This is a genomic window from Variovorax sp. PAMC26660, assembly GCF_014302995.1.
Taxonomy (GTDB): Bacteria; Pseudomonadota; Gammaproteobacteria; order Burkholderiales; family Burkholderiaceae_C; genus Variovorax.
The window spans coordinates 4,740,861-4,762,254 of record NZ_CP060295.1 but is presented as its reverse complement, the minus strand read 5'-3'; the positions used below and the strand labels follow the sequence as shown (position 1 = coordinate 4,762,254).

The 21,394-nt window shown below is 65.8% G+C and carries 23 protein-coding genes; 18 read left to right on the top strand and 5 right to left on the bottom strand.

The features are described 5' to 3' along the window. Window positions 1-21 precede the first annotated feature (21 nt). Genes H7F35_RS22425 through H7F35_RS22410 form a run of 4 tightly spaced genes read left to right on the top strand, consistent with a single transcriptional unit; the run spans window position 22 to window position 3,235 of the window. Window positions 22-720, top strand: a complete 699-nt coding sequence (locus H7F35_RS22425; protein WP_187108781.1) for an amino acid ABC transporter permease — start codon at window positions 22-24, stop codon at window positions 718-720. 12 nt (window positions 721-732) lie between these two features. After that, on the top strand, window positions 733-1,485 hold the full coding sequence (locus H7F35_RS22420) for an amino acid ABC transporter permease (protein WP_222622051.1): 753 nt from the start codon (window positions 733-735) through the stop codon (window positions 1,483-1,485). Window positions 1,486-1,487: 2 nt separating this feature from the next. Next, the gene (locus tag H7F35_RS22415) at window positions 1,488-2,240 is read left to right on the top strand and encodes an amino acid ABC transporter ATP-binding protein (protein WP_187114371.1); all 753 of its coding nucleotides are present in this window, start codon (window positions 1,488-1,490) and stop codon (window positions 2,238-2,240) included. A gap of 8 nt (window positions 2,241-2,248) precedes the next feature. Then, window positions 2,249-3,235: a Bug family tripartite tricarboxylate transporter substrate binding protein gene (locus tag H7F35_RS22410; RefSeq protein ID WP_187108779.1), complete on the top strand. Its 987-nt coding sequence runs from the start codon at window positions 2,249-2,251 to the stop codon at window positions 3,233-3,235. A 31-nt stretch (window positions 3,236-3,266) separates the two neighbouring features. Here H7F35_RS22410 and H7F35_RS22405 read toward each other — a convergent pair whose 3' ends face one another. Beyond that, a complete protein-coding gene (locus tag H7F35_RS22405; protein ID WP_187108778.1) occupies window positions 3,267-4,361 on the bottom strand; it encodes a PA0069 family radical SAM protein in 1,095 nt (364 codons plus the stop codon). Window positions 4,362-4,481: 120 nt separating this feature from the next. Here H7F35_RS22405 and H7F35_RS22400 point away from each other — a divergent pair, with 120 nt between their 5' ends. From H7F35_RS22400 to H7F35_RS22375, 6 genes are all read left to right on the top strand, one after another. After that, entirely contained in the window at window positions 4,482-5,084 is a 603-nt protein-coding gene (locus H7F35_RS22400) for a GbsR/MarR family transcriptional regulator (protein WP_187108777.1), read from the top strand. 61 nt (window positions 5,085-5,145) lie between these two features. Further along, window positions 5,146-5,577, top strand: coding sequence for a thiol-disulfide oxidoreductase DCC family protein (locus H7F35_RS22395; protein WP_187108776.1), 432 nt, complete (start codon window positions 5,146-5,148; stop codon window positions 5,575-5,577). A 66-nt stretch (window positions 5,578-5,643) separates the two neighbouring features. Next, window positions 5,644-6,588, top strand: a complete 945-nt coding sequence (locus H7F35_RS22390) for a class I SAM-dependent methyltransferase (protein ID WP_187108775.1) — start codon at window positions 5,644-5,646, stop codon at window positions 6,586-6,588. 320 nt (window positions 6,589-6,908) lie between these two features. Beyond that, on the top strand, window positions 6,909-7,958 hold the full coding sequence (locus H7F35_RS22385) for an SRPBCC domain-containing protein (RefSeq protein ID WP_187108774.1): 1,050 nt from the start codon (window positions 6,909-6,911) through the stop codon (window positions 7,956-7,958). After that, complete coding sequence (locus H7F35_RS22380; RefSeq protein WP_187108773.1) at window positions 7,955-8,590, top strand: DUF4166 domain-containing protein; 636 nt, start codon at window positions 7,955-7,957, stop codon at window positions 8,588-8,590. The genes H7F35_RS22385 and H7F35_RS22380 overlap by 4 nt, the downstream gene beginning before the upstream one ends. Before the next feature lie 7 nt (window positions 8,591-8,597). Further along, a complete protein-coding gene (locus H7F35_RS22375; protein WP_187108772.1) occupies window positions 8,598-8,945 on the top strand; it encodes a DOPA 4,5-dioxygenase family protein in 348 nt (115 codons plus the stop codon). Window positions 8,946-8,954: 9 nt separating this feature from the next. Here H7F35_RS22375 and H7F35_RS22370 read toward each other — a convergent pair whose 3' ends face one another. Continuing rightward, a complete protein-coding gene (locus H7F35_RS22370; RefSeq protein ID WP_187108771.1) occupies window positions 8,955-9,611 on the bottom strand; it encodes a glutathione S-transferase in 657 nt (218 codons plus the stop codon). Between the two features lie 79 nt (window positions 9,612-9,690). Between H7F35_RS22370 and H7F35_RS22365 the strand changes: the two genes are divergently transcribed. The 3 genes from H7F35_RS22365 to H7F35_RS22355 all read left to right on the top strand — a co-directional run bounded on the left by H7F35_RS22365 (window position 9,691) and on the right by H7F35_RS22355 (window position 12,871). Next, the gene (locus H7F35_RS22365) at window positions 9,691-10,908 is read left to right on the top strand and encodes a polyhydroxyalkanoate depolymerase (protein WP_187114370.1); all 1,218 of its coding nucleotides are present in this window, start codon (window positions 9,691-9,693) and stop codon (window positions 10,906-10,908) included. A gap of 420 nt (window positions 10,909-11,328) precedes the next feature. Continuing rightward, the gene (locus H7F35_RS22360; RefSeq protein WP_187108770.1) at window positions 11,329-12,237 is read left to right on the top strand and encodes a universal stress protein; all 909 of its coding nucleotides are present in this window, start codon (window positions 11,329-11,331) and stop codon (window positions 12,235-12,237) included. Window positions 12,238-12,244: 7 nt separating this feature from the next. Then, a complete protein-coding gene (locus tag H7F35_RS22355) occupies window positions 12,245-12,871 on the top strand; it encodes a GNAT family N-acetyltransferase (protein ID WP_187108769.1) in 627 nt (208 codons plus the stop codon). Between the two features lie 20 nt (window positions 12,872-12,891). Here the strand turns inward: H7F35_RS22355 and H7F35_RS22350 are convergent, their stop codons facing one another. Continuing rightward, window positions 12,892-13,848, bottom strand: coding sequence for a LysR family transcriptional regulator (locus H7F35_RS22350; protein ID WP_187108768.1), 957 nt, complete (start codon window positions 13,846-13,848; stop codon window positions 12,892-12,894). Between the two features lie 83 nt (window positions 13,849-13,931). On the opposite strand from H7F35_RS22350, the gene H7F35_RS22345 reads away from it, so the two are divergent. Genes H7F35_RS22345 through H7F35_RS22335 form a run of 3 tightly spaced genes read left to right on the top strand, consistent with a single transcriptional unit; the run spans window position 13,932 to window position 17,126 of the window. Further along, on the top strand, window positions 13,932-15,044 hold the full coding sequence (locus H7F35_RS22345; protein WP_261803313.1) for an adenosine deaminase family protein: 1,113 nt from the start codon (window positions 13,932-13,934) through the stop codon (window positions 15,042-15,044). 11 nt (window positions 15,045-15,055) lie between these two features. Then, entirely contained in the window at window positions 15,056-16,033 is a 978-nt protein-coding gene (locus tag H7F35_RS22340; RefSeq protein WP_187108767.1) for a Bug family tripartite tricarboxylate transporter substrate binding protein, read from the top strand. Between the two features lie 7 nt (window positions 16,034-16,040). Further along, window positions 16,041-17,126, top strand: a complete 1,086-nt coding sequence (locus H7F35_RS22335) for a nucleoside hydrolase (RefSeq protein ID WP_187108766.1) — start codon at window positions 16,041-16,043, stop codon at window positions 17,124-17,126. A gap of 9 nt (window positions 17,127-17,135) precedes the next feature. On the opposite strand, the gene H7F35_RS22330 is transcribed toward H7F35_RS22335, so the two are convergent. Further along, window positions 17,136-17,591, bottom strand: coding sequence for a CBS domain-containing protein (locus H7F35_RS22330; protein ID WP_187108765.1), 456 nt, complete (start codon window positions 17,589-17,591; stop codon window positions 17,136-17,138). 143 nt (window positions 17,592-17,734) lie between these two features. Here H7F35_RS22330 and H7F35_RS22325 point away from each other — a divergent pair, with 143 nt between their 5' ends. Continuing rightward, a complete protein-coding gene (locus tag H7F35_RS22325) occupies window positions 17,735-19,045 on the top strand; it encodes an O-acetylhomoserine aminocarboxypropyltransferase (RefSeq protein WP_187108764.1) in 1,311 nt (436 codons plus the stop codon). A gap of 19 nt (window positions 19,046-19,064) precedes the next feature. On the opposite strand, the gene H7F35_RS22320 is transcribed toward H7F35_RS22325, so the two are convergent. After that, entirely contained in the window at window positions 19,065-20,093 is a 1,029-nt protein-coding gene (locus H7F35_RS22320) for a GlxA family transcriptional regulator (RefSeq protein ID WP_187108763.1), read from the bottom strand. Window positions 20,094-20,332: 239 nt separating this feature from the next. On the opposite strand from H7F35_RS22320, the gene H7F35_RS22315 reads away from it, so the two are divergent. Beyond that, a complete protein-coding gene (locus tag H7F35_RS22315; RefSeq protein ID WP_261803312.1) occupies window positions 20,333-21,382 on the top strand; it encodes an MFS transporter in 1,050 nt (349 codons plus the stop codon). Window positions 21,383-21,394: the final 12 nt, after the last annotated feature.

Here is a 21,394-nt window from a genome sequence, read left to right as displayed (position 1 = left end):
CAATGTAACGAGGCGCACGACGTGGGTAGCAAGATCGACTTCTCTGTACTGGCGCGAGGGGAATATCCGCAATGGATATGGCATGGCGTGCTCACGATGTTCGAGCTCACGCTGGCAGCGTGGCTGTTCGCCCTGATCCTGGGTACGGTGCTGGCCGTGATACGCATGGCGGACAACCGCGTGGCAAAGGCCTTCGTCGCGAGCTATGTCGAGTACCACCAGAACGTGCCCATGCTGGTGCAGGTCTTCCTCTGGTACTTCGGCATGCCGGCGCTGCTGCCGCATGCGGCACAGCAATGGCTCAATGCCCACGACAGCGAGTTCCTGCTGGCCCTGATCGCCATCGGCCTGTGCATGGCAGCCTACGTCTCCGAAGGGCTGCGCGCCGGCATCCGGTCGATTCCCAAGTCGCAGCTGGAAGCGGCGCGTGCCATCGGCCTGTCCTACCTGCAGGCGTCGCGCCTGGTGGTGCTGCCGCAGGCGCTGCGCATCGCGCTGCCCACCCTGGTGAGCCACACGGTGCTGCTGTTCAAGAACACCAGCCTGGCCATGACCATCGGTGTTGCGGAACTGACCTATGCCACGCGGGAAATCGAGAGCCAGTCGTTCAAGACAGTGGAGGTGTATCTGCTGTCGACGGTGATCTACCTGGGCGTTTCCCTGCTGATCATGACGGCGGGCGCCCGGCTGGAAAGCCGCTACCGCATCAGCGCGAGATAAGCCGTGGACAGCATCTTCTCCATCCTGCGCGAGTACGGCGTCCTGCTGCTGGTCGGCCAGTACCCGAACGGGCCGCTGGGCGGGCTGGCGATCACGCTGGTTCTCTCCGCGCTGGGCCTGCTGCTGGCCTTTCCCCTCGGCGTTGCGATTGCGCTGGCACGCATCAGCCCCTTCGGCTGGCTGCGCATGCCTGCCATGGCGGTGATCTACGTGGTGCGCGGCGTGCCGCTGCTCATGTTCATCTTCTGGGTCTATTTCTTCGTGCCCGTGCTGACCGGGCGCATGGTGAGCGGGTTCACGACCATGGTGATCACGCTGGTGATCTATCAGGCGGCCTACCTGGCCGAGATCGTGCGCGCCGGCATCGAGGGACTGCCGCGCGGGCAGACCGAAGCGGCGCGTGCCGTGGGGCTGAGCTACATCCAGACGATGACGAAGGTCTTGCTGCCGCAGGCGCTCTACAACATGGTGCCGGCGCTGGTCAGCCAGTTCGTCTCCACCATCAAGGAGACCTCGCTGGGCTACGTGATCAGCGTGAACGAAGTGACGTTCGCGGCCAACCAGATCAACAGCTCGCTCATGACGCAGCCGTTTCAGGTGTACTTCATTCTTGCGGCCATCTACTTCTGCCTGTGCTTCTCGCTGACGCGGCTGGCACGCTTCCTGGAGCGCCGCATTGCCACGCGGCGCGAAGGCACCTTCCGGCCGGCGACGGGTCTTGCGCCCGCTGCCGCCGGGCCCATCGCACCCGAGCAAGCCGCATGAACATGTCTTCGACCCCCACTCCTGCCCTCATCGCCTTCGATCTCGTGAACAAGTGGTATGGCGACTACCGCGCGCTGAACGACATCAGCGCGGAGGTTCGCAAGGGCGAAGTCGTCGTGGTCTGCGGCCCTTCGGGGTCCGGTAAGTCGACGCTGATACGCACCGTGAACCGCCTGGAGACCATCCAGGGCGGCACCATCCGTTTCGACGGCCAGGACGTGAACGCGCCATCGCTCGACATCAACAGATTTCGCAGCCACGTGGGCTTCGTGTTCCAGAGCTTCAACCTGTTTCCGCATCTGTCGGTGGCCCAGAACATCATGCTGGGCCCTGTGAACGTTCGCAAGCAGAAGCGCGCACAGGCCAGGGCTCGCGCGCTCGAATTGCTCGAGCGTGTGGGCCTGGCTTCCAAGGCGGACGCATTTCCGGGCCAGTTGTCGGGCGGCCAACAGCAACGCGTGGCCATCGCCCGGGCGCTCGCGATGGATCCGCCGGCCATCCTCTTCGACGAACCGACGAGCGCGCTTGACCCCGAGATGGTCGGCGAGGTGCTGCAGGTGATGAAGTCGCTGGCCCGCGACGGCATGACGATGATGTGCGTGACGCACGAGATGAACTTCGCGCGCGAGGTGGCAGACCAGGTCTGGTTCATGGACCAGGGTTGCCTGCTGGAGACCGGTTCACCGACGAGCTTCTTCTCCAACCCTGGCACCGAGCGCGCACGCAAATTTCTGGCAGACCTGCGTTCGCACTAGGAGACAACATGAAGACCACCTCCGGATTCAATCGCAGGCAGATCTGCGTGGCCCTTGCCGCCCTCGGCGCAGCGCATGCGAGCGTCCGCGCACAGACCGGCTACCCCACGCGCCCCATCACCCTGGTCGTGGGATGGCCGGCCGGCGGCCCGGCGGACAACGTGGCCAGGCCCATCGCCGCGCAGATGTCGGTGCTGCTCGGCCAGCAGCTCATCGTGGACAACCGGCCGGGTGCGGGCGGAAACATCGGCTCCGAGTTCGTCGCAAGGGCCAGGCCCGATGGCTACACCCTCATGCTCGCCACGGTTGCATCACATGGGTGGAACTCGGCGCTGTACCCGAAGCTCGGCTACCGCCCCATGGAAGACTTCGCTCCCGTCGGCATGATCAGCACGTCGCCCGGGACTTTGCTGGTGCCCGTGGCGTCTGCGTTCCACACGATGCACGACCTCGTCCAGTTCGCGCGGGCGAACCCGGGCAAGCTGAACTACGGCTCGGCCGGCGTCGGCTCTTCGCAGCACATGGCCGCCGCCGCATTCAGGAAGCTCACCGGCGTCGATATGACGCACATACCGTTCAAGGGCACGGCCCCGGCAATGGTCGAACTGATCGCGGGCCGTGTGGACACGATCATCACCACGGGAGCGACTCCTTTCATTCGTTCAGGAAAGCTGCGTGCACTGGCCGTGGCGGCCCGACAGCGTCTGCCTGCCCTGCCCGACGTGCCCACCTTCGAGGAAGCGGGCGTGGCGGGCTTCTACACAGACAGCTGGTACGGGCTCGTCGCGCCCGCCAACACACCGCGCCCTGCGCTGAACACGCTGAACGCCGCGCTGATCAAGACCATCGAGAGCCGGGAGATCCAGAAGCAGTTCGCCGACCAAGGCGCGCTTGCGGCCAGGCCGCTGTCGATCGACGAATACTGGCTGTTCGTCAGAAAGCAGATGCCAGAGGCCGCGGAACTGGTTCGCAACTCAGGCGCCACGATGGAGTGAGCTTGCGAGCGCGACCGGCGGCCTGCGAGCGTCAGAAAAGGTTGCCCTGCCCCACAGCGCCAGGTGGTCGGAACGCGGTGAGGTCCAGCGGAATCCGCTCGCGGTTGAAGCCCAGGCGATTCGTCGCCTTCTGGAAGCGCTGGTGGATCAGGTCGGCCCACAGCCCGCTGCCCTTCATGCGCGTGGCGAAGTCGGCGTCGTAGTCCTTGCCGCCGCGCATGTCGTGGATGCGCGCCATGATGCGGTCCGCGCGCTGCGGGTAGTGCAGCTCCAGCCATTCCTTGAACAGCGGGGCCACTTCCCATGGCAGCCGCACCACCGTGTAGAAGGCGCGGCGTGCACCCGCCTCCCATGCCGCTTCGAGCACATGCTCCATGTCTTCGGTGACGAAGGGAATCTGCGGCGCCACGCTCACGCCCACCGGCACGCCCGCCTCGGCCAGCGTGCGGATGGTGCGCAGGCGCCGATGCGGCGCGGCCGCGCGCGGCTCCAGCTTGCGGGCCAGTTCGCCGTCGAGCGTGGTGATGGTGATGTACACGGCCGCCAGGTGCTCGGCCGCCATCGGCGCGATCAGGTCGAGGTCGCGTTCGATCGCGCTCGACTTGGTGACCAGCGCGAAGGGATGCCGCACTTCTTTCAGCAGTTCGATGACCGAGCGCGTGAGCCGCAACTCGCGCTCGATGGGCTGGTAGCAGTCGGTGGCGGTGCCGATCGCGATCTGGCTCGGCCGATAGCTCTTGCGCCCGAGTTCGGCGCGCAGCACCTCGACGATGTTGCGCTTGGCGATCAGCTTGGTCTCGAAGTCCAGGCCGGGCGAAAGGTTCAGGTAGCTGTGCGTGGGCCGCGCAAAGCAGTAGATGCAGCCGTGTTCGCAGCCGCGATAAGGATTGAGCGCGCGGTCGAAGTAGATGTCGGGCGAGTCGTTTTCGGTAAGCACCGACTTCACGTCCTCGAAGCGCACTTCGGTCGCAATCGGCATCAGGCCTTCGGCCTCGGCGGCGCCGTCTTCGAGCGTGCCCCAGCCGTCGTCGAAGGCGTCGCGCTCGTCCTTCGAGAAACGGTGCGCCAGCCGCGTGGCCGCACCACGGCCCTTGATGATGTGAATGGGAACCTGGGCAGCGGGCATGGCAAATCCTTCGCGTGGAATTTACTGTTTATTCATACAGTATTCCACCGATTCGCAGGCACCACTCTGTTTTTACATTTCTCTATTGACAGAAATATAGGAAATCCTAAACTCACGGCCATGGAACTCACTGACATTCAACGCAAGTTCGTCCTGCACTGGGGCGAAATGGGGTCCATGTGGGGCGTCAACCGCACCGTCTCGCAAATCCACGCACTGCTCTTCGCCCACGGCAAGCCGATGCACGCCGAAGAGCTGTCCGACACGCTGGGCGTTGCGCGCTCCAACGTCAGCAACAGCCTGAAAGAACTGCAGGCCTGGAATCTCGTGCGCGTCACCCACACCATGGGCGACCGCCGCGACTATTTCGAGACCAGCGTCGACGTGTGGGAACTGTTCCGCACGGTCGTTCGCGAGCGCAAGGAGCGCGAGTTCGACCCCACGGTCCGCATGCTGCGCGAGCTGGTCACCAGCCCCGACTTCCAGAAGGAACCGGCCGACGCGCAGGACCGCATCCGATCCACCATGGAACTCATGGACAAGCTCGCGACCTGGGCCGACGAGATGCTGCGGCTGTCGCCCGGCACGCTCGACAAGGTGCTGACACTGGGTGCCAGCGTGCAGAAGTTCGTGCGTGGTGATGCCGCGTCCACGGACAAGGGTGGCAGCGGTGGCAAGGGCGAAGACCCCGACGCGCACCACGCCAGTCTTCCGATGATCTGAGTTCTCTTTTTTTTGCCTATCAATTTCTGTTTCAACTGAAATATCGAGAAAAAAGAACGCCATGACCAGCACCGCCCTCGTCACGTACCCGCTCACCGTCTACTTCGACGCCACCTGCGCGCTTTGCGTGGCCGAAATGGGCGCCATGAAGGCGCGCGACGCAGCCGGTCGGCTGGATCTTGTCGATTGCTCGCCCACCGACTTCTCAGGCGGCCCGGCCCCGCGTGAAGCGCTGATGACGGCGATGCACGCGGTCGATGCCAGCGGCCGCGTGCTGTCCGGCGTCGGCGCCATCCGCGCCTGCCGCACGGCGGTGGGCCTGCCGGCTGGCGGCTTCCTGCTTGACCTGCCGCTCGTCGGGGCGCTGGCCGATCGTGCCTACGCCGGGCTCGCGCGCAACCGCTACCGGCTGCCGCGATGGCTTGTCGCGCGGCTCGTGGGACGTGGCGCCATCGCGCCGGTCACCTGCGCAGACGACAACTGCCGCGTCTGAGAACGAACGAATCACGCTGTCACGCCCCCTGGGAATCACAAGAAACCAACGTCCGAAGGAGCCTCGATGCCCAACGTCTTCCAGCCCGACTTCCGCATGCCCGGCACGTCCGAAGCGGCACGACCCGCGATGGCCTCGCCGATCACACGCGAAGACACGCAGGACTACTTCACCGAGGTCGCCGTCGACTACAGCGCCTGGAGCCCGAGCTACAACATGCACTTCGGCTTCTGGCGCCTCGGCCTCAACCCGCTGCGGCGCGAAGGCATGCTGGTGGAGATGAATCGTGCGGTCGGCCGGGCGCTCAAGCTCGATGAAGCGGCGAGCCCTTCGCAGCGCCGCTGCGTACTCGACCTGGGCTGCGGCGCCGGCGCCACCGCGCGCACGCTGGTCGGCGACGACGCTTCGCTCTATGCGGTCACAGTGACCAACGTACCGGTACAAAACGGCATCGCCGCGCGGCTCGACGCCAAGGCCGGCGTGGCCGATCGCGTCGCGCACATCGAAGCCGACTACACGCGCACCGGCCTGCCCGCCGCGCAGGCCGATGGCGCCTGGGCCCTCGAAAGCGCCTGCTACGCCGAGGGCACCGCCAAGGTCGACTTCGTGCGCGAGGCCGCGCGTCTGCTGAAGCCCGGCGCACGGCTGGTGGTGATCGACGGTTTCCTGCTGCGCAAGAAGCCCGGTCGCATCGCCGGCTGGCTGCATCGCCTGTGGGCCGACAGCTGGGCCGTGCCGACGCTGGCCATGCGCGAAGACTTCACTGCCGCTCTGCGCAACAACGGCTTCGAGGACATCCAGTTCAAGTCGCTGCGCTGGCGTATCGCGCCCAGCGCGCTGCACATCCCCGTGCTGGCCACGCGGTTCACGCTGGCCGAACTCTGGAAGGCGCGCGGCCGGCTGAGCCCCTGGCGCCGCAAGCACATCGTGGCGAGTTACTGCGCGCTGGCGCTCGGCATGTTCTGGCGGGACTTCGACTACGGGATGGTGACGGCTACTCGCAGTGCCTGAGTTCTTTGGCGCTGCTGTTCGAGGCGAGTGCGAATGACACCAGGAGCTCCCCTCCGCGAATGTCCCCCGCTTCGCTCCTCCTTTATTTCGCTGCGGGGAGCACCCGGTGTCATTCGCACAGGGGCACGCTGCTGGTGATCGCCGATCAACGACTGCTCCGCATAACGCTCACGCCGATACGGGGCTCTTTTTAGCTAAATAAAGGAGGAGCGAAGCGGGGGACATTCGCGAAAAAGAGCACCGTGTCGGCGGGAGCGTCGCCCTGAACAACAAACGTCAAACACAACGCAACAATCAGACGACAAGGAGCACAGGAGCCCATGAGCACAGAACACGAAGACACCCGCCTGTCCGAACTGGCGCCCGCCACACCCAACGACGGCGAGCCGACTGATGAACCCCGTCGCCGCATGCCCTTCGCCTGGTTCTGGCCCCTGCTGGCCGGCGCGGCGGTCGCGCTGCTGCTGCGCATTGCCTTCAGCGGCGGACCGGGCCACCGCTTCTCGCCGATGCTCGGCTCCTTCGTCTATTTCGTGCCCTCGCTTTGCGGCGCGGTCACGGTCTACATGGCCGAGCGCACCGAACGGCGCAGCTGGGGCTACTACCTCTGGGCGCCCTGGGTCTCCACCGCACTGTTCGTGACCGGCACCCTGGCGATCTTCATCGAAGGCCTGATCTGCGCGATCGTGATCATCCCGCTGTTCGCGGTCATGGGCAGCGTTGGCGGCCTTGCAATGGGCATCGTGTGCCGCATCACGAACTGGCCCAAGCCCGCGCTGTACAGCTTCGCGATGCTGCCGCTGATACTCGGAGCCATCGAGCCCCAACTGCCCGACCCCGACCAGTTCTCCTACACCTCTCGCACGCTCTTCATCGCCGCGCCCACCGAGCGCGTGTGGCACGAGCTGAACGACGCGCGCGACATCCGCCCGAGCGAAGTCGGCGATGCCTGGGCCTACCGCATCGGCGTGCCGATGCCGGTGTCCGGCGTGACCGTCGATACGCCCGAGGGCCGCGTGCGCCAGGTGCAGTGGCAAAAGAACGTGCACTTCGACGAAATCATCACCGACTGGCAACCGGGCCGCGTGCTGAAGTGGCGCTACCGCTTCACGCCCGACTCCTTCCCTGCCGGCGCGCTGGACGACCACGTCATGATCGGCGGCCAGTACTTCGACCTGCGCGACTCCACCTACACGCTGACACCGCGCAACGGCGGCACCGAGTTGCGCATCGACGTGTCGTGGCGCGTGAGCACGCGCTTCAACTGGTATGCCGACCCGGTCCTGCAGTTCCTGCTGGGCGATGGCGCGGAACACATCCTGCGCTTCTACAAGGCGCGCAGCGAAAGCACAGTGGCGGCCGCAGGATGACGAAGAACAACACGCAACCCGTCTTCCAGCAGGCGCTGGGGCCCGCATGGGACCAGCTCGGCGACGTGATCCGGCGCCACTACACGATGACTCCGTTCTCCGACGACTACGTGTGCGTTCGCGGCACGATGAGCGAAGTCCATCACTCACCCTGGGCTGCGCTGCTGATGCCCTTCGGCCGCCTCTTCGGCGCGCTGGTGCCTCACACCGGCACCGATGTGCCGATCGAAGTGCACTACCGATGCCACCCCCACAACCCCCACCTGTACTGGGACCGCGTCTTCCACTTCAAGGGTCGGCCGGACTTCCACTTCCGCTCGCACATGGAGCACACGCCCGCGCAGGGCAGCGAAGTGATCGAGTACGTGCGCTTCGGCATCGGCATGCGGCTGGCGGTGAGCGCCGAAGAAGGCGCACTGGTGTTCCGCGACCTGGGCTACATCTGGCGCATTGCCGGCCTGCGCATTCCGCTGCCGCTGGGCCTGCTGCTGGGCACCGCCTACGTCGAGGAGCGGCCCGATCCTTCCGACCCCGACCACTTCACCATGAAGATGCTGCTGCGCCACCACTGGTTCGGCGATGTCTTCCGCTACAGCGGGCGATTCCGATTGGCGCGCTTGGGGCCACAATGAGCACACCATGCCGCGCCGCCCCGAAAACCTCTACGCCCAGTACCACGCCCACGTCTACTTCGCACCCGCCACGCTGGCGCAGGCGCGCGCGCTCTGCGAGCGGGCGGGCCATGAGCTGATGGTGGTCGTGGGCCGCGTGCACGAACGGCTCGTGGGCCCGCATCCGCACTGGAGCTGCCAGCTCGCCTTCGATGCCGCCGAGTTTGACCAGGTGATCGAATGGCTGGACGCCAACCGCGACGGCCTCGACATCTTCGTGCACGGCGTGACGGGCGACGACTTTGCCGACCACACCACCCACGCCATGTGGCTGGGCAACGAAAGCGTGCTCGACCTGCGGATGTTCAGGCACTGAGATCCGCGGTCAGAACTCCGCGTCGAGTTCGTCGATCTCTTCAGGCTCCTGCTTCGCGGCCGCCACCCACTCCTGCATGGCCGGCAGTTCCATCACGCGCTTGCAATACGCGGCGCACACGCTGTCGAGCGCCACGTCGTAGCTCAGGAAACGTGTGACCACCGGCGCGTACATCGCGTCGGCGATGCCCGGCTGCTTGCCGAACAGGAAAGGCCCGCCATAGGCCTTGAGGCATTCGCGCCAGATCGCGACGATGCGGTCGATGTCGGACTGCGCGCGCGACCACACCTTGAAGCTCTTGAAGTGCGCCTTGATGTTCATCGGCAGCGCGCCGCGCATCGAGCCGAAGCCCGAATGCATCTCGCCGCAGATCGCGCGGCAATGGGCGCGGGCTGCAATGTCGGCCGGCAGCAGTCCGGCCTTGGGCTTGATCTCGTTGAGGTACTCGCCGATGGCCAGCGTGTCCCACACCTTCACGCTGCCGTGCTGCAGCGAAGGCACGAGCATCGACGACGACAGCAGCAGCATTTCGGCCTTCATGGCCGGGTCGTCGGGCGGAATGATCTTCTCGCTGAAGTCCAGGCCCGCCAGCCTGCACATCAGCCAGCCGCGCAGCGACCACGCGCCGTAGTTCTTGCTGCTGATGGTGAGAACGGGTTTGGCCATCGGACGCTCCTTGACGATGCAAGACTGCGTGCAAGCGCCATGCCACCCGGCTGGCCCGCAACTTGCCTGCACCTCCTGCATGCTGTACCGGGCCTATCAGAACCAAGCCGACCTTCTCTCGCCCTCGCGGCTCACGGCGCAGTACCTGGGCAAGGCACTCTGGCAGGACGGCACCGAGCGCACCATCATGCGGCGCATGGCGGCCCAGTTCGAGGTGTTCTCGCGCATGCGGCTGACCCATTCGCGGCCGCCCTACGGCATCGACACCGTGACGGTCGATGGCACACAAGTGGCTGTCCACGAAGAGAAAACCCTCGTTTCGCCCTTCGGCACGCTGCTGCATTTCCGCAAGGACATCAAGGCCGTGCACCCGCCTGTGCTGCTGGTTGCACCACTCTCGGGCCATTTCGCGACCTTGCTGCGCGAAACCGTGCGCACCCTGCTGCGCGACCACGACGTGTACCTGACCGACTGGCACAACGCGCGCGACGTGCCGCTGTGGCATGGCGGCTTCAGCCTCGACGACTACACACTGCAGCTCATCCGCTTCCTCGAAACCATCGGCCCTGGCGGCCACATGGTCGCGGTGTGCCAGCCCTGCGTGGCCGCGCTGGCCGCCACCGCCCTCATGGCCGAGGACGACAACCCCGCAACGCCACGCAGCCTCACGCTGATGGCCGGCCCGGTCGATTGCCGCATCAACCCGACCGGCGTGAACACGCTGGCCACCAGCAAGCCCATCGAATGGTTCCGGCGCAACCTCATCAGCCATGTGCCGTGGCCGCATGCGGGCGTGATGCGGCGCGTGTACCCCGGCTTCCTGCAGCTCTCGGCCTTCATGAGCATGAACCCCGAGCGCCACAAGAAGCAGTTCCAGGACATGGTCACCCACCTCGTCGAAGGCGACATCGAGAAGGCCCGCACCATCGGCAGCTTCTACGACGAGTACCTTGCGGTGAACGACCTGCCGGCCGAGTTCTACCTGGAGACCGTCGAGCGCGTGTTCCAGACCTACGACCTGCCGCGCGGCGTGCTCACCGTGGGCGACCGCACCGTGAACCCCGCCGCCATCCGCCGCACCGCGCTGCTGACGGTGGAAGGCGAGCGCGACGACATCTGCGCGGTGGGCCAGACGGTCGCGGCGCAAGACCTCTGCACCGGCATCCGCCCGTATCTCAAGACCCATCACCTGCAGGCCGGCGTGGGCCACTACGGCGTGTTCAGCGGCAGCAAATGGAACGCGCAGATCTATCCGCGCGTGCGCGAAACCATCTACGCCGCAGCCGAACTGCACTGAGGCCGCAGCGCCTCATTCAATCTGGCAGAGGGTGCGGGGCCTTTGATTGCGGATCGGCGTGGGCCTTCCTACACTCGGGCCCATATGCAACGCAAGGCTTTCATCCGCAGCAAGAACCGCTCTCCGGTCGACCACAGGTCGCTGGCGTCGAGCGAATCGCGCGCGGTCGTGCATGCGGCGGTGACGGCAAGGTCAGAGCTGACCCTCGCACATCCCTGAGCCCGGCGGTCAGCCTCCCCCTTTACAGCGCCATCCATCGACCGTCGGGCCACAGCCCCGCGCGGTAGCACCCGTTCGCCTCTGACGGGTTGCGTTCGCGCACGGTCGCGCTCTCGCCGTCCCCCTCCCGATCTTCCGGCTCGCCGCCGCAGCAACGCTGTGGCCGCGCAGCCTGCTTTCCCCTGCGGAAGGAACACAAGCATGCATATCCAATCCATCCTCGCGATCACCGACCTGTCCGCGCGGGGCCATCGCACGGTTCGACGCGCGGCAGCGATTGCCGCGGAACACGGCGCACTGCTGAAGCTCATGTACGCGCCCACGGCCTTCACGGGCGCCACCGAAACGGGCGCGCATGCCACGCGCCATCTGGCGGGCCTGGCCGTCGAAATGGCCGAGGACTTCGGCATCCTGGTCAAGAAAGTCGACGACACGAGCGGCCATCTGGAAGCCATCGCGCAGGAAGCGCGCTGGTCCGACCTGCTGGTGGTCGGCGACGTGCGCGCCCCTTGCACCCTCGCCCTCTTCCACGGGCAGCCCGTGGAGCGATTGCTGCGCGCCGCGCGCAAGCCGGTTCTGGTCGCGCGCCTCGATGCGGCCACGCGCTACCGGCGAATCCTGGTGGCGGTCGACCTCACGGATGAATCGAGGCATCTGGTCGAGTTGGCCTGGGCTTTCGACAGCGCGGCCGAGGTCGAACTCTTTCATGCGCTCAACACGATGCACGAGGGCAAGCTGCGCTACGCGGATGTGTCCGACTACGCCATCAAGTCCCTGCGCCATGCCTGCGCACGCCATGCGCGCGAGCGGATGCTCTCGCTGTCCGACTCGTCGACCGCGCGGCGCAACCGCGTGGTCTCCGCAATCGGCCAGGGCGACCCGGCGCGGCAGGCGGCGGTCCAGCAGCAGTACTCGAAGGCAGAGCTTCTGGTGGTCGGCAAGCACGGGCGCTCCGCCATCATCGATTTCGTGTTCGGCAGCGTGGCGCAGCGCGTGCTGAAGTGGTCCGCGAGCGACGTGCTGGTCGTGCCGCGCGGGAGTGGCATGGCCTCGCCCGTCAAGGCAGAGCCTGTGGCTCACGGCGTGTTGACGCCAGTTCTGAAGCAGTGAGGGCGCCATGGCATTTGCATTGCCTGTCTTCGCTTCCCTCCCCCTTCGGACCCCGCGGCCGGCCGAACTGCGCATCGACGTCGATCCGAAGAAAGGCAGACCGAGCGAACCCCTCACGCCCGTCTACGAACGCATGCGCGCCATGGCCGACCGTCTGCACGACCTGCCCCTGCTCACGCCGAACGATGCCGATCTGCGAGTGCGCTTTCGCCAAGCGGATGGCGAGATCTACGTCTACATCGAAGACCTTCGCCGCGAACGGCTCGTTGGCTACACGGTCTTCAACCGGCTGATCGAGCTGGGCCGCAGGGCCGACCGCCACATCCGCGCGCCGCACTCGCAGTACGACCCGGCCTACCAGCGGCGCGGGCTCGCCACGGCGGTCTACCGCTGGGCCCTGGCCAGCGGGATCTGCCTGATGAGCGGCGCGCGGCAATCACCGGGCGCGAACGCGCTCTGGCAGAGCCTCGCCCGCCATTGCGAGGCCGGATTCGTCGACCTGCGCGACAAGCGCCTGAGTTACCTCGGCCCCGAGATCGACGATGTCACGCTCGCCGGGCTTCACACGCGCATGTTCCTGCTCGGCAACGGCTGGACGCTGGCGCGCTTCAGGCAGGAAGCGCAGATGACCTGAGCCCGTCGAAGCAAGCAAGCCTAGCGCCGTGCCCGCGTGCCCTTGGTCATGCGCCGCGCGGTCGCCTCACCGGCCTGTGGCAGCCGGTCACGCAGGAAGGCGATCAGCTCCTGCGCCACCACGTTGCGCATCGGCCCCGGCAGGTAGGCCAGCACCACGCGGCGTTCGACAAGCGGCTTCAGCAGCGGCACGACCACCAGCTCGGGGTCGTCGCGCAACGACGCGGTGTACAGGCGCGGCATCAACCCGAGCGCCTGCCCGCTGCGCACCAGCGCGTAGAGGGTTTCGGAATAGCTCACGCGGTAGGGCTCCGCGCCCTGCGCGAACTGTGCGCGCGCCGGGTTGCCCAGCGCCGGCATGCTGCCGCTCTCGAACAGCACCAGCCGCTCCTTGCCGATGGCTTCCCAGTTCGCGTCGCCTGCGGCAGCCAGTGCGTGGTCGCGCCGCACCACCAGCACCAGCGGGTCGCGGAACAGGTCGATGCAGGTAAGCCCGCCCGGCGGCTCTGTGATGGCAGCGACCGCCATGTCGAGCTGGCCGCTGCGCAGCTCGGCCAGCAGCGTGGTCGAGGGCGCATCGCGCCAGGCCAGTTCCACGTCGCGCTGCCCGCCTTTCAGGAATTCACTGGCCGCCGCCGCGACGCGTGCGCTGGCCGAGGGGATCACGCCCACGCGCACGAAAGCCCGCCCGCGCTGCACCGTGCTCTCGATGTCGCGCAGCGCCACCTCGAAGGTGTTGACGAGGAAATCGGTGCGCGCCAGCACTTCAGCACCCACCGGCGTGAGTTCGAGCCGGTGGGTGGAGCGGGTCAGCAGCTCTGCACCGAGCAGCTTTTCCATCTGCTTGATGGCATTGCTCAAGGCGGGCTGCGTGATCGCCAGCCGACGCGCCGCGCGCCCGAACTGGCCTTCTTCGACCAGCACCGAGAAGAACTGCAACTGGCGCAGCGTGAGCGCACGCAGGGGCAAGGTGGCCATGGGCGTCATCCCGGTTGTCGACTCCGGTTATTGATTCAGTGAATCAAATTATAGAAATTCAAAATTTTCCTTATGAGGACCCGATGCCTAGACTGGTCAGCATGACCAGCGCCGCCCCCACCTCCACGCCCTTCACGCTGGAATCCATGCTCCATGCGATTCCCAAGGCCGAGCTGCATTGCCACCTGTTCGGCACCGTGCGCCACGAGACCTTCAAGCAGCTCAACCTGCGCGCCGGCGCGCCGCTGGCCGCCGACGAGATCGAAAGCTTCTACGCACGCGGCGAAAAGCCGGTTGGCGTGCTGCGCGTGCTGCGCGCACTCGACGCGCAACTGGTGCGCAGCGCCGGCGACCTCTACCAGCTCACGCTCGAATACCTGCAGGACGCGGCCTCGCACAACGTGCGCTACGCCGAGTTCTTCTGGAACCCGACCGGCACGGTGCACGGCTCCGGCATTCCCTACGCCATGGCACAGAGCGCCATCGTCCGCGCGATTCATGATGCGCAGCAGGAATTCGGCATCGTCGGCCGGCTCATCGCCGCCATCGACCGCGAGGCCAGCCCCGAGGCGGCCGTGGAGATGGTCGAGTGGGTCAAGGCCCATCGTTGCGACGAAGTGATCGGCATCGGCATCGACTACCGCGAGAACGACCGCCCGCCCGAGCTTTTCACACAGGCCTATGCGGATGCGAAGAAGGCCGGCCTCAAGACCACCGCGCATGCCGGCGAGTTCGGCATGCCCTGGACCAATGTGCGCACCGCGCTCGACGAGCTGCAGGTGGACCGCATCGACCACGGCTACACGGTGGTCGACCAGCCCGACTTCGCGCGCCAATGCGCAGAGCGCGGCGTGATCTTCACCGTGGTGCCCACCAACTCCTACTACCTGCGCACGCTGCCGCCCGAGCGCTGGGCGCTCGATCATCCGATCCGCAAGATGCCCGGCCTGGGCCTTCGCATCCACCCCAACACCGACGACCCGACGCTGCACAAGGTCACGCCTACGCAGGCCTGGCTGATGATGGTGCGCGACTTCGGCTTCAACCTCGACGACCTGCGCGGCTTCATGCACAACGGCCTGGACGGCGCCTGGATCGACGACACGCAGCGCCGCGCATGGCGCACGCAATGGAGCGAGGCCTTCGACACCCTGCGCGCCCGCCTCGACACTGCACCCACTTCCTCGACCCTTTGATTGCCCACGCCATGAACACGCTCCGCCGCCTGCTCCTCGCCGCCGCGCTCTGCGCCGCCCTGCCCACCGCTGCGCTCGCGCAGGCATGGCCGAGCGCCAAGCCGATCACGCTGATCGTTCCCTACACAGCCGGCGGCAGCGTGGATGTGAACGCCCGGCTCGTTGCCCAGCGGCTCGGCGAGCGGCTCAAGCAGTCGGTGGTGATCGAGAACGTGAGCGGCGCGGGCGGCGCCATCGGCGTGGCCAAGGCCGTGAACGCCACGCCCGACGGCTACACGCTGGTGGTGGGGCCCGACAGCGCCATCGCCATCGGCAAGCTGGTCAACCCGACCGCCTTTCGCTTCGACCCGCTGAAAGACCTGGCACCGGTCGGCCTGCTCAACACCGCGCCGATGGTGCTGGTCGCGCGGCCCGGCCTCGAAGCCCAGACCTTCACCGACTTCGTGAAGCTCGCGAAGGCCAAGCCCGGCAAGTACAACTACGCGACCTCGGGCGTGGGCACCGTGCTGCAACTGGCGATGGAGTTGCTGAAGGAGCGCAGCGGCATCTTCGTGACGCATGTGCCCTACCGCGGCGGCGCGCAGATCGCCACGGACGTGATCGGCGACCAGGTCGACCTGGCCATGCTGGTGAGCACCAGCGCCATTCCGCATGTGAACGGCAAGCGGCTGAAGGCGCTGGGCATCACCAGCAGCAAGCGGCTGGCCGCGCTGCCCAACGTGCCCACATTCGACGAGATGCCCGGCCTCAAGGGCTTCGACATGGTGAGCTGGACCGGCATCTTCGCGCCCGCGAAGACGCCGCCGGCCGTGGTCGCGCAGATCAACCATGAACTCAATGCGGTGCTGCAGGAAGAAGGCGTGCGCAGCAAGCTGATGGAGCAAGGCGCATTGCCGGGCAGCGGCACGGCCGAGTCGTTCGGAAAATTCGTGCAGGCCGAGTACGCGCGCAACCAGAAGATCGTGCAGACCGCCAACATCAAGGAGTGAGCGCGCCATGAAGACCTTGCTGTCCCGCCGCGCGCTCGTCGCTTCCGCCGCCAGCATGGCCGGCATGGCCTTCGCGCAGTCCAACACCCCGGCCGCGCTGGCACAGGCGCTGGCCGGCACGCCGGCCACGCAACTGCCGCCCGCCGCGCCGGGCAAGCGCCAGGTCATCATCGACACCGACCCCGGCCAGGACGACGCCATCGCGCTGCTGATGGCCATGGCCGCGACCGACAGGCTTGACATCAAGGCGCTGACCGTGAGCGTGGGCAACCTGCCGCTCACCGTGACCGAGAAGAATGCGCGCATGGTGCGCGACTGGGCCAATCGGCCCGACATTCCGGTGTACGCCGGCTACCCGCGTCCGCTGGTGCGCGAACCGATCTTTGCCGACGACGTGCACGGCAAGACCGGCATGGAAGGCCCCGTGCTGCACGAGCCGCGTGGACAGCTGATGCCCACGCATGCGGTGCAGTACCTGATCGAGACGCTGCGTGCCGCGCCGCCGAAGAGCATCACGCTCGTGGGGCTGGCGCCGCTCACCAACTTCGCGGCGGCGCTCAACGCGGCGCCCGACATCAAGCCCGCCATTGCCGAGATCGTGGTGATGGACGGCTCCTGGGGCGTGGGCGGCAACATCACGCCGGCCGCCACCTTCAATATCTACGCCGACCCCGAGGCCGCATCGATCGTGTTCCGCAGCGGCGTGCCGGTGACGGCCATCTCGCACGATGCAGCGCGCCGCGTGCTGCTGACGCCCGAGCGCATCGCGCCCTTCCGGGCCATGGGCAACAACGCCGGCAAGGTGGTGGCGGACATCTTCGATTCGATGATGGCCTACGGCCTGCGCCGCCGGGGCCTGGCGGTGGGGCCGATCTACGACCCCTGCGTCATCGCCTACCTGCTGCAGCCCGAGCTGTTCAAGGGCGCGAAGGTGAGCGTGGATGTGGAAACGAAGGGCGAGTTCACAACCGGCGCGACGGTGGTCGACTTTCGCGGCTACAACCGCCGCACGCCCAATACGCTGTGGATCAGCGAGGCCGACATCGAGGGCTTCTACGCGCTGCTGCGCACGCAGATCGCGCGGCTGCCCTGAACGACGGGGTCAGCCGGTCTTGCTCTCGTCTTCCGCCGGCCAGTCGCGGATGTAGGCCTTGAGCATCTTGTTCTCGAAGTTCTGGCTGTCGACCACCGCCTTGGCCACGTCGTAGAAGCTGATCACGCCCATCAGCATGCGCTTGTCCATCACGGGCATGTAGCGCGCATGGCGCTCCAGCATGATGCGGCGGATTTCGTCGAGATCGGTCTCGAGCGTGCAGGTGACTGGGGCGTCGTCCATCGCCTTGCGGACCAGCGTGGTGCCGAGCTGTCCGCCGTTGTTGACGATGGCCACGATCACCTCGCGGAAGGTGAGCATGCCGACCAGGTCGCCGTGCTCCATGACCACGAGCGAGCCGATGTCTTTCTCCGCCATGGTGGTGGCGGCTTGTGCCAGCTGGTCGTCAGGTGTGATGGTGAAGAGCGTGTTGCCCTTGACGCGAAGGATGTCGCTGACTTTCATCGTGTGCTCCTCTCGGGACTCTATCTCGGCGGCGTGCCGTTTTTGAATATAGCCCACAATCGACGCCGACCTGAACGCCCCTGTCGCGCACGCATGCTTTGCAGGCGTAACGGGGCATTGCGAGAGACAACAGAAAGGCCTAAATGCCCGGTTATTCCGACCCCGGTTTCGACACCCTTGCGCTGCACGCCGGCGCCGCACCCGACCCCGCCACCGGCGCGCGGGCGGTGCCGATCCACCTGACCACCTCCTTCGTCTTCGAGTCCAGCGACCATGCGGCGGCGCTCTTCAACCTGGAACGCGCGGGCCATGTGTATTCGCGCATCAGCAACCCGACCAACGCCGTGTTCGAGCAGCGCGTGTCGGCGCTCGAAGGCGGCATCGGCGCCATTGCCACCGCCAGCGGCCAGGCAGCGCTGCACCTGTCGGTCGCCACGCTGATGGGCGCGGGCTCGCACATCGTGGCCAGCACGGCGCTGTACGGCGGCTCGCAGAACCTGCTGCACTACACGATGCGGCGCTTCGGCATCGACACCACCTTCGTCAAGCCCGGCGACCTCGACGCCTGGCGCGCGGCCGTGCGGCCCGAGACCAAGCTCTTCTTCGGCGAAACCGTGGGCAACCCCGGGCTCGACGTGCTGGACATCCCGGCCGTGAGCGACATCGCGCACGAAGCCGGCGTGCCGCTGCTGGTCGACTCCACGCTCACCTCGCCCTACCTGATCAAGCCCTTCGACTGGGGCGCCGACCTGGTCTATCACTCGGCGACCAAGTTCCTGTCGGGCCATGGCACGGTGATCGGCGGCGTGGTGGTCGATGGCGGCAGCTTCGACTGGGAAAAGTCCGGCAAATTCGCCGAGCTGACGCAGGCCTACGACGGCTTCCACAACATGGTCTTCAGCGAGGAAAGCACGGTGGGCGCGTTCCTGCTGCGCGCCCGCCGCGAAGGCCTTCGCGACTTCGGCGCCTCGATGAGCCCGCACACGGCGTGGCTGATCCTGCAGGGCATCGAAACGCTGCCGCTGCGCATGGAGCGGCATATTGGCAACACGCAGAAGGTGGTCGAATTCCTGGTCAGTCATCCTTTCGTGTCGCGCGTGGGACATCCGCTGATCGAATCGCACCCGAGCCATGCGCTTGCGCAAAAGCTGCTGCGCCACGGTGCGCGTGGGGCCGGCGCGGTGTTCAGCTTCGACATCAAGGGCAGCCGTGCGCAGGGCAAGGCGTTCATCGAGGCGCTGAAGCTGTTCAGCCACCTGGCCAATGTGGGTGACTGCCGCAGCCTGGTGATTCACCCGGCGAGCACCACGCACTTCCGCATGACCGACGAGGCGCTGGCGGGCGCGGGCATTTCGCAAGGCACGATCCGCCTGTCGATCGGCCTCGAAGATCCGGCCGACCTGATCGACGATCTGAAGCGCGCGCTCAAGGTCGCGGAAAAGGCGGCCGCTTAGCAGGCGGTCGACGCGCGACTCAACCATCCCGAGATAGCAAGGTCGAGGCAAATCGCTGTCGATACAGCTCGGGTGTCGTCCCCGCATGGCGTCGCAGGCTTCGTTGAAGACTGTCGACAGAGCCGAAGCCTGCGCGTTGCGCCACGCGCTCCAGCGGCCAGGGCGTCCGCTCCAGATAGCTCTTGGCGCAATCGAGCCGAAGCCTTTCGACAAAGCGCGCAGGAGTCTCGCCCGTTTCAGCGCGAAACTGGCGGGCAAAGTGACGCGTGCTCATGGCCATCCTTTCCGCGAGCGCTGCAACGCTCAGGTCGCCTCGGGGATGCTCCAGCATCCAGGTCACCAGATCGCGCAACGGATGCCGTGCGTCCATCTGAGCCTGCAAGCCCGGGGAGAACTGAGACTGTCCGCCGGGACGGCGCAGATAGAGGACCAGCTCCTGCGCGACCGACAAGGCAATGGGTCGCCCCAGATCGGCTTCCACCAAGGCAAGCGACAAATCGATGGCCGCGGAAATTCCCGCCGAACTGTAGAACGGGGGATCCATGACGTAGATGGCATCGGGCTCGATTTTCACCTTGGGGTAATTCATCGCCAGTTTCGCGCATGAATTCCAGTGGGTTGTGGCGCGGCGTCCGTCGAGCAATCCTGCTGCCGCCAGCGCGAATGCACCTGTGCACACGCTGCCAATGCGCCGGACACTGCCCGTCTTGCAGCGAAGCCAAGGAAACAGGGTCTCCGCCATTTCCTTCCCCTCGATGACATCGATATCACCGCCCGCGACCAAAATGGTGTCGATGTTCTCTTGAATATCAACGATTGCCCTGGAATTCCTCCACTGCAGTCCCGAATTGCTTTGTATCGGCCCACCCTGCGGCGATGCCAATATCAATTGATATGTTTGCAACAATCCTGCTGCCAGAGAAAATTTCGAAGCCTTTGTGAAAACCTCCCAGGGACCACTGACATCCAATGATTGGCATCCGTCATAAGCAAGCACAACCACGGTGCGCGGCAATTCACATTTGTTAAATATTTTCTTGAGTGTCATGGCGGATTTTGCGGTCATCTCGGCAGTTTCAAGGTACTTCCTTTGCATAAGCTCAGGGCTATGCATGCGAAATTTCTTCTCGAAAAAATCGGAACGTCGCCGTTCTGGCTGTATGCCAAGCCCTGTATGTATGTGCCTCCGCGATAGGACTGACGCTCACGGGTTTGGTGGGAGCGATGCTGGCTCCAACGCGAAGTCTGGCCACGCTCCCATTTGCGCTGGTGACAGTGGCCACCGCCTTGAGCACCATCCCAGTGTCCCTGGCCATGGCTCGCTGGGGACGAAAGCCGCTGTTTGCATCGGGCGCCGCCTTTGGCGCATTGGGCGGGGGCTTGGCGACCTGGGCCATCGTGCAGGGCAACTTCCCTTTGTTCTGTGCCGCCAATATGCTGCTGGGCCTCTATCAAGCCTGCGCGCAATACTATCGATTCGCAGCGACTGAATCGGCCGCCGATCATTTCAAGTCTCAGGCCATCAGCATCGTCATCGGCGGAGGTGTTGTCGCAGCAGTTGCAGGACCGACCTTGGCAGCGTGGGCGCGGGACGCATTGGCTCCGCATACCTTTGCCGGCTCGTATCTCGTGGTCCTGGGATTGGCCATGACGTCGGTGGCCGTGCTGTCCGGCTTGAAATTCACCCAGATCGCATCTGCTTCCAGCTCGGATCTCTCAGTGTCATTCCTTTCCACTGCGCGCAATCCTCGATTCGTCGTGGCCGTCAGCAACAGTGCGCTGGGCTACGCCGTCATGATTTTCGTGATGACCGCGACGCCGCTGGCGGTCGTGTCATGCGGCTTCTCGGTGGGTGAAGCTGCGTCGGTCATTCAATGGCATCTGCTGAGCATGTTTGTCCCGAGTTTTTTCACGGGAAAGCTGATTGCCCGCTGGGGCGTGATCAAGATTCTTCTGACAGGTGCCGTCTTGTTCGCCATTGGCAGCGTGGCGGCACTGGCCGGGACAGCCTTGCTCCATTTCCGGCTGGCATTGGCGTTGAATGGGCTGGCGTGGAATTTCATGTTCGTCGGCGGGACAACGCTGCTGGCCCAGAGGTTCTCCAGCGCTCCCGCGGCAATTCGGGCCCGAGCGCAAGCTGCCAATGAGTTCATCACTTTCGCGGCAGTGGCCATCGGCTCCCTGCTCGCCGGGGCCTTGTTCGACAACAAGGGCTGGGAGGCGGTGAACTGGGTCATCCTGCCTTTCGTGGCAGTGGCCTTCGGCTCGACGCTGTGGCTCTGGGCCGTCGAGCGAAAAACCTCGACGAAAACAGCGCTTCTCGGCCCGAAATCCTGACCTTGCGCCAAT

Coding starts and splice junctions, on each gene's coding strand:
- H7F35_RS22415 (WP_187114371.1), top strand. CDS start 1,488: ATGTCTTCGACCCCCACTCCTGCCCTCATCGCCTTCGATCTCGTGAAC.
- H7F35_RS22410 (WP_187108779.1), top strand. CDS start 2,249: ATGAAGACCACCTCCGGATTCAATCGCAGGCAGATCTGCGTGGCCCTT.
- H7F35_RS22405 (WP_187108778.1), bottom strand. CDS start 4,361: ATGCCCGCTGCCCAGGTTCCCATTCACATCATCAAGGGCCGTGGTGCG.
- H7F35_RS22400 (WP_187108777.1), top strand. CDS start 4,482: ATGGAACTCACTGACATTCAACGCAAGTTCGTCCTGCACTGGGGCGAA.
- H7F35_RS22395 (WP_187108776.1), top strand. CDS start 5,146: ATGACCAGCACCGCCCTCGTCACGTACCCGCTCACCGTCTACTTCGAC.
- H7F35_RS22390 (WP_187108775.1), top strand. CDS start 5,644: ATGCCCAACGTCTTCCAGCCCGACTTCCGCATGCCCGGCACGTCCGAA.
- H7F35_RS22385 (WP_187108774.1), top strand. CDS start 6,909: ATGAGCACAGAACACGAAGACACCCGCCTGTCCGAACTGGCGCCCGCC.
- H7F35_RS22380 (WP_187108773.1), top strand. CDS start 7,955: ATGACGAAGAACAACACGCAACCCGTCTTCCAGCAGGCGCTGGGGCCC.
- H7F35_RS22375 (WP_187108772.1), top strand. CDS start 8,598: ATGCCGCGCCGCCCCGAAAACCTCTACGCCCAGTACCACGCCCACGTC.
- H7F35_RS22370 (WP_187108771.1), bottom strand. CDS start 9,611: ATGGCCAAACCCGTTCTCACCATCAGCAGCAAGAACTACGGCGCGTGG.
- H7F35_RS22365 (WP_187114370.1), top strand. CDS start 9,691: ATGCTGTACCGGGCCTATCAGAACCAAGCCGACCTTCTCTCGCCCTCG.
- H7F35_RS22360 (WP_187108770.1), top strand. CDS start 11,329: ATGCATATCCAATCCATCCTCGCGATCACCGACCTGTCCGCGCGGGGC.
- H7F35_RS22355 (WP_187108769.1), top strand. CDS start 12,245: ATGGCATTTGCATTGCCTGTCTTCGCTTCCCTCCCCCTTCGGACCCCG.
- H7F35_RS22350 (WP_187108768.1), bottom strand. CDS start 13,848: ATGGCCACCTTGCCCCTGCGTGCGCTCACGCTGCGCCAGTTGCAGTTC.
- H7F35_RS22345 (WP_261803313.1), top strand. CDS start 13,932: ATGCCTAGACTGGTCAGCATGACCAGCGCCGCCCCCACCTCCACGCCC.
- H7F35_RS22340 (WP_187108767.1), top strand. CDS start 15,056: ATGAACACGCTCCGCCGCCTGCTCCTCGCCGCCGCGCTCTGCGCCGCC.
- H7F35_RS22335 (WP_187108766.1), top strand. CDS start 16,041: ATGAAGACCTTGCTGTCCCGCCGCGCGCTCGTCGCTTCCGCCGCCAGC.
- H7F35_RS22330 (WP_187108765.1), bottom strand. CDS start 17,591: ATGAAAGTCAGCGACATCCTTCGCGTCAAGGGCAACACGCTCTTCACC.
- H7F35_RS22325 (WP_187108764.1), top strand. CDS start 17,735: ATGCCCGGTTATTCCGACCCCGGTTTCGACACCCTTGCGCTGCACGCC.
- H7F35_RS22320 (WP_187108763.1), bottom strand. CDS start 20,093: ATGACACTCAAGAAAATATTTAACAAATGTGAATTGCCGCGCACCGTG.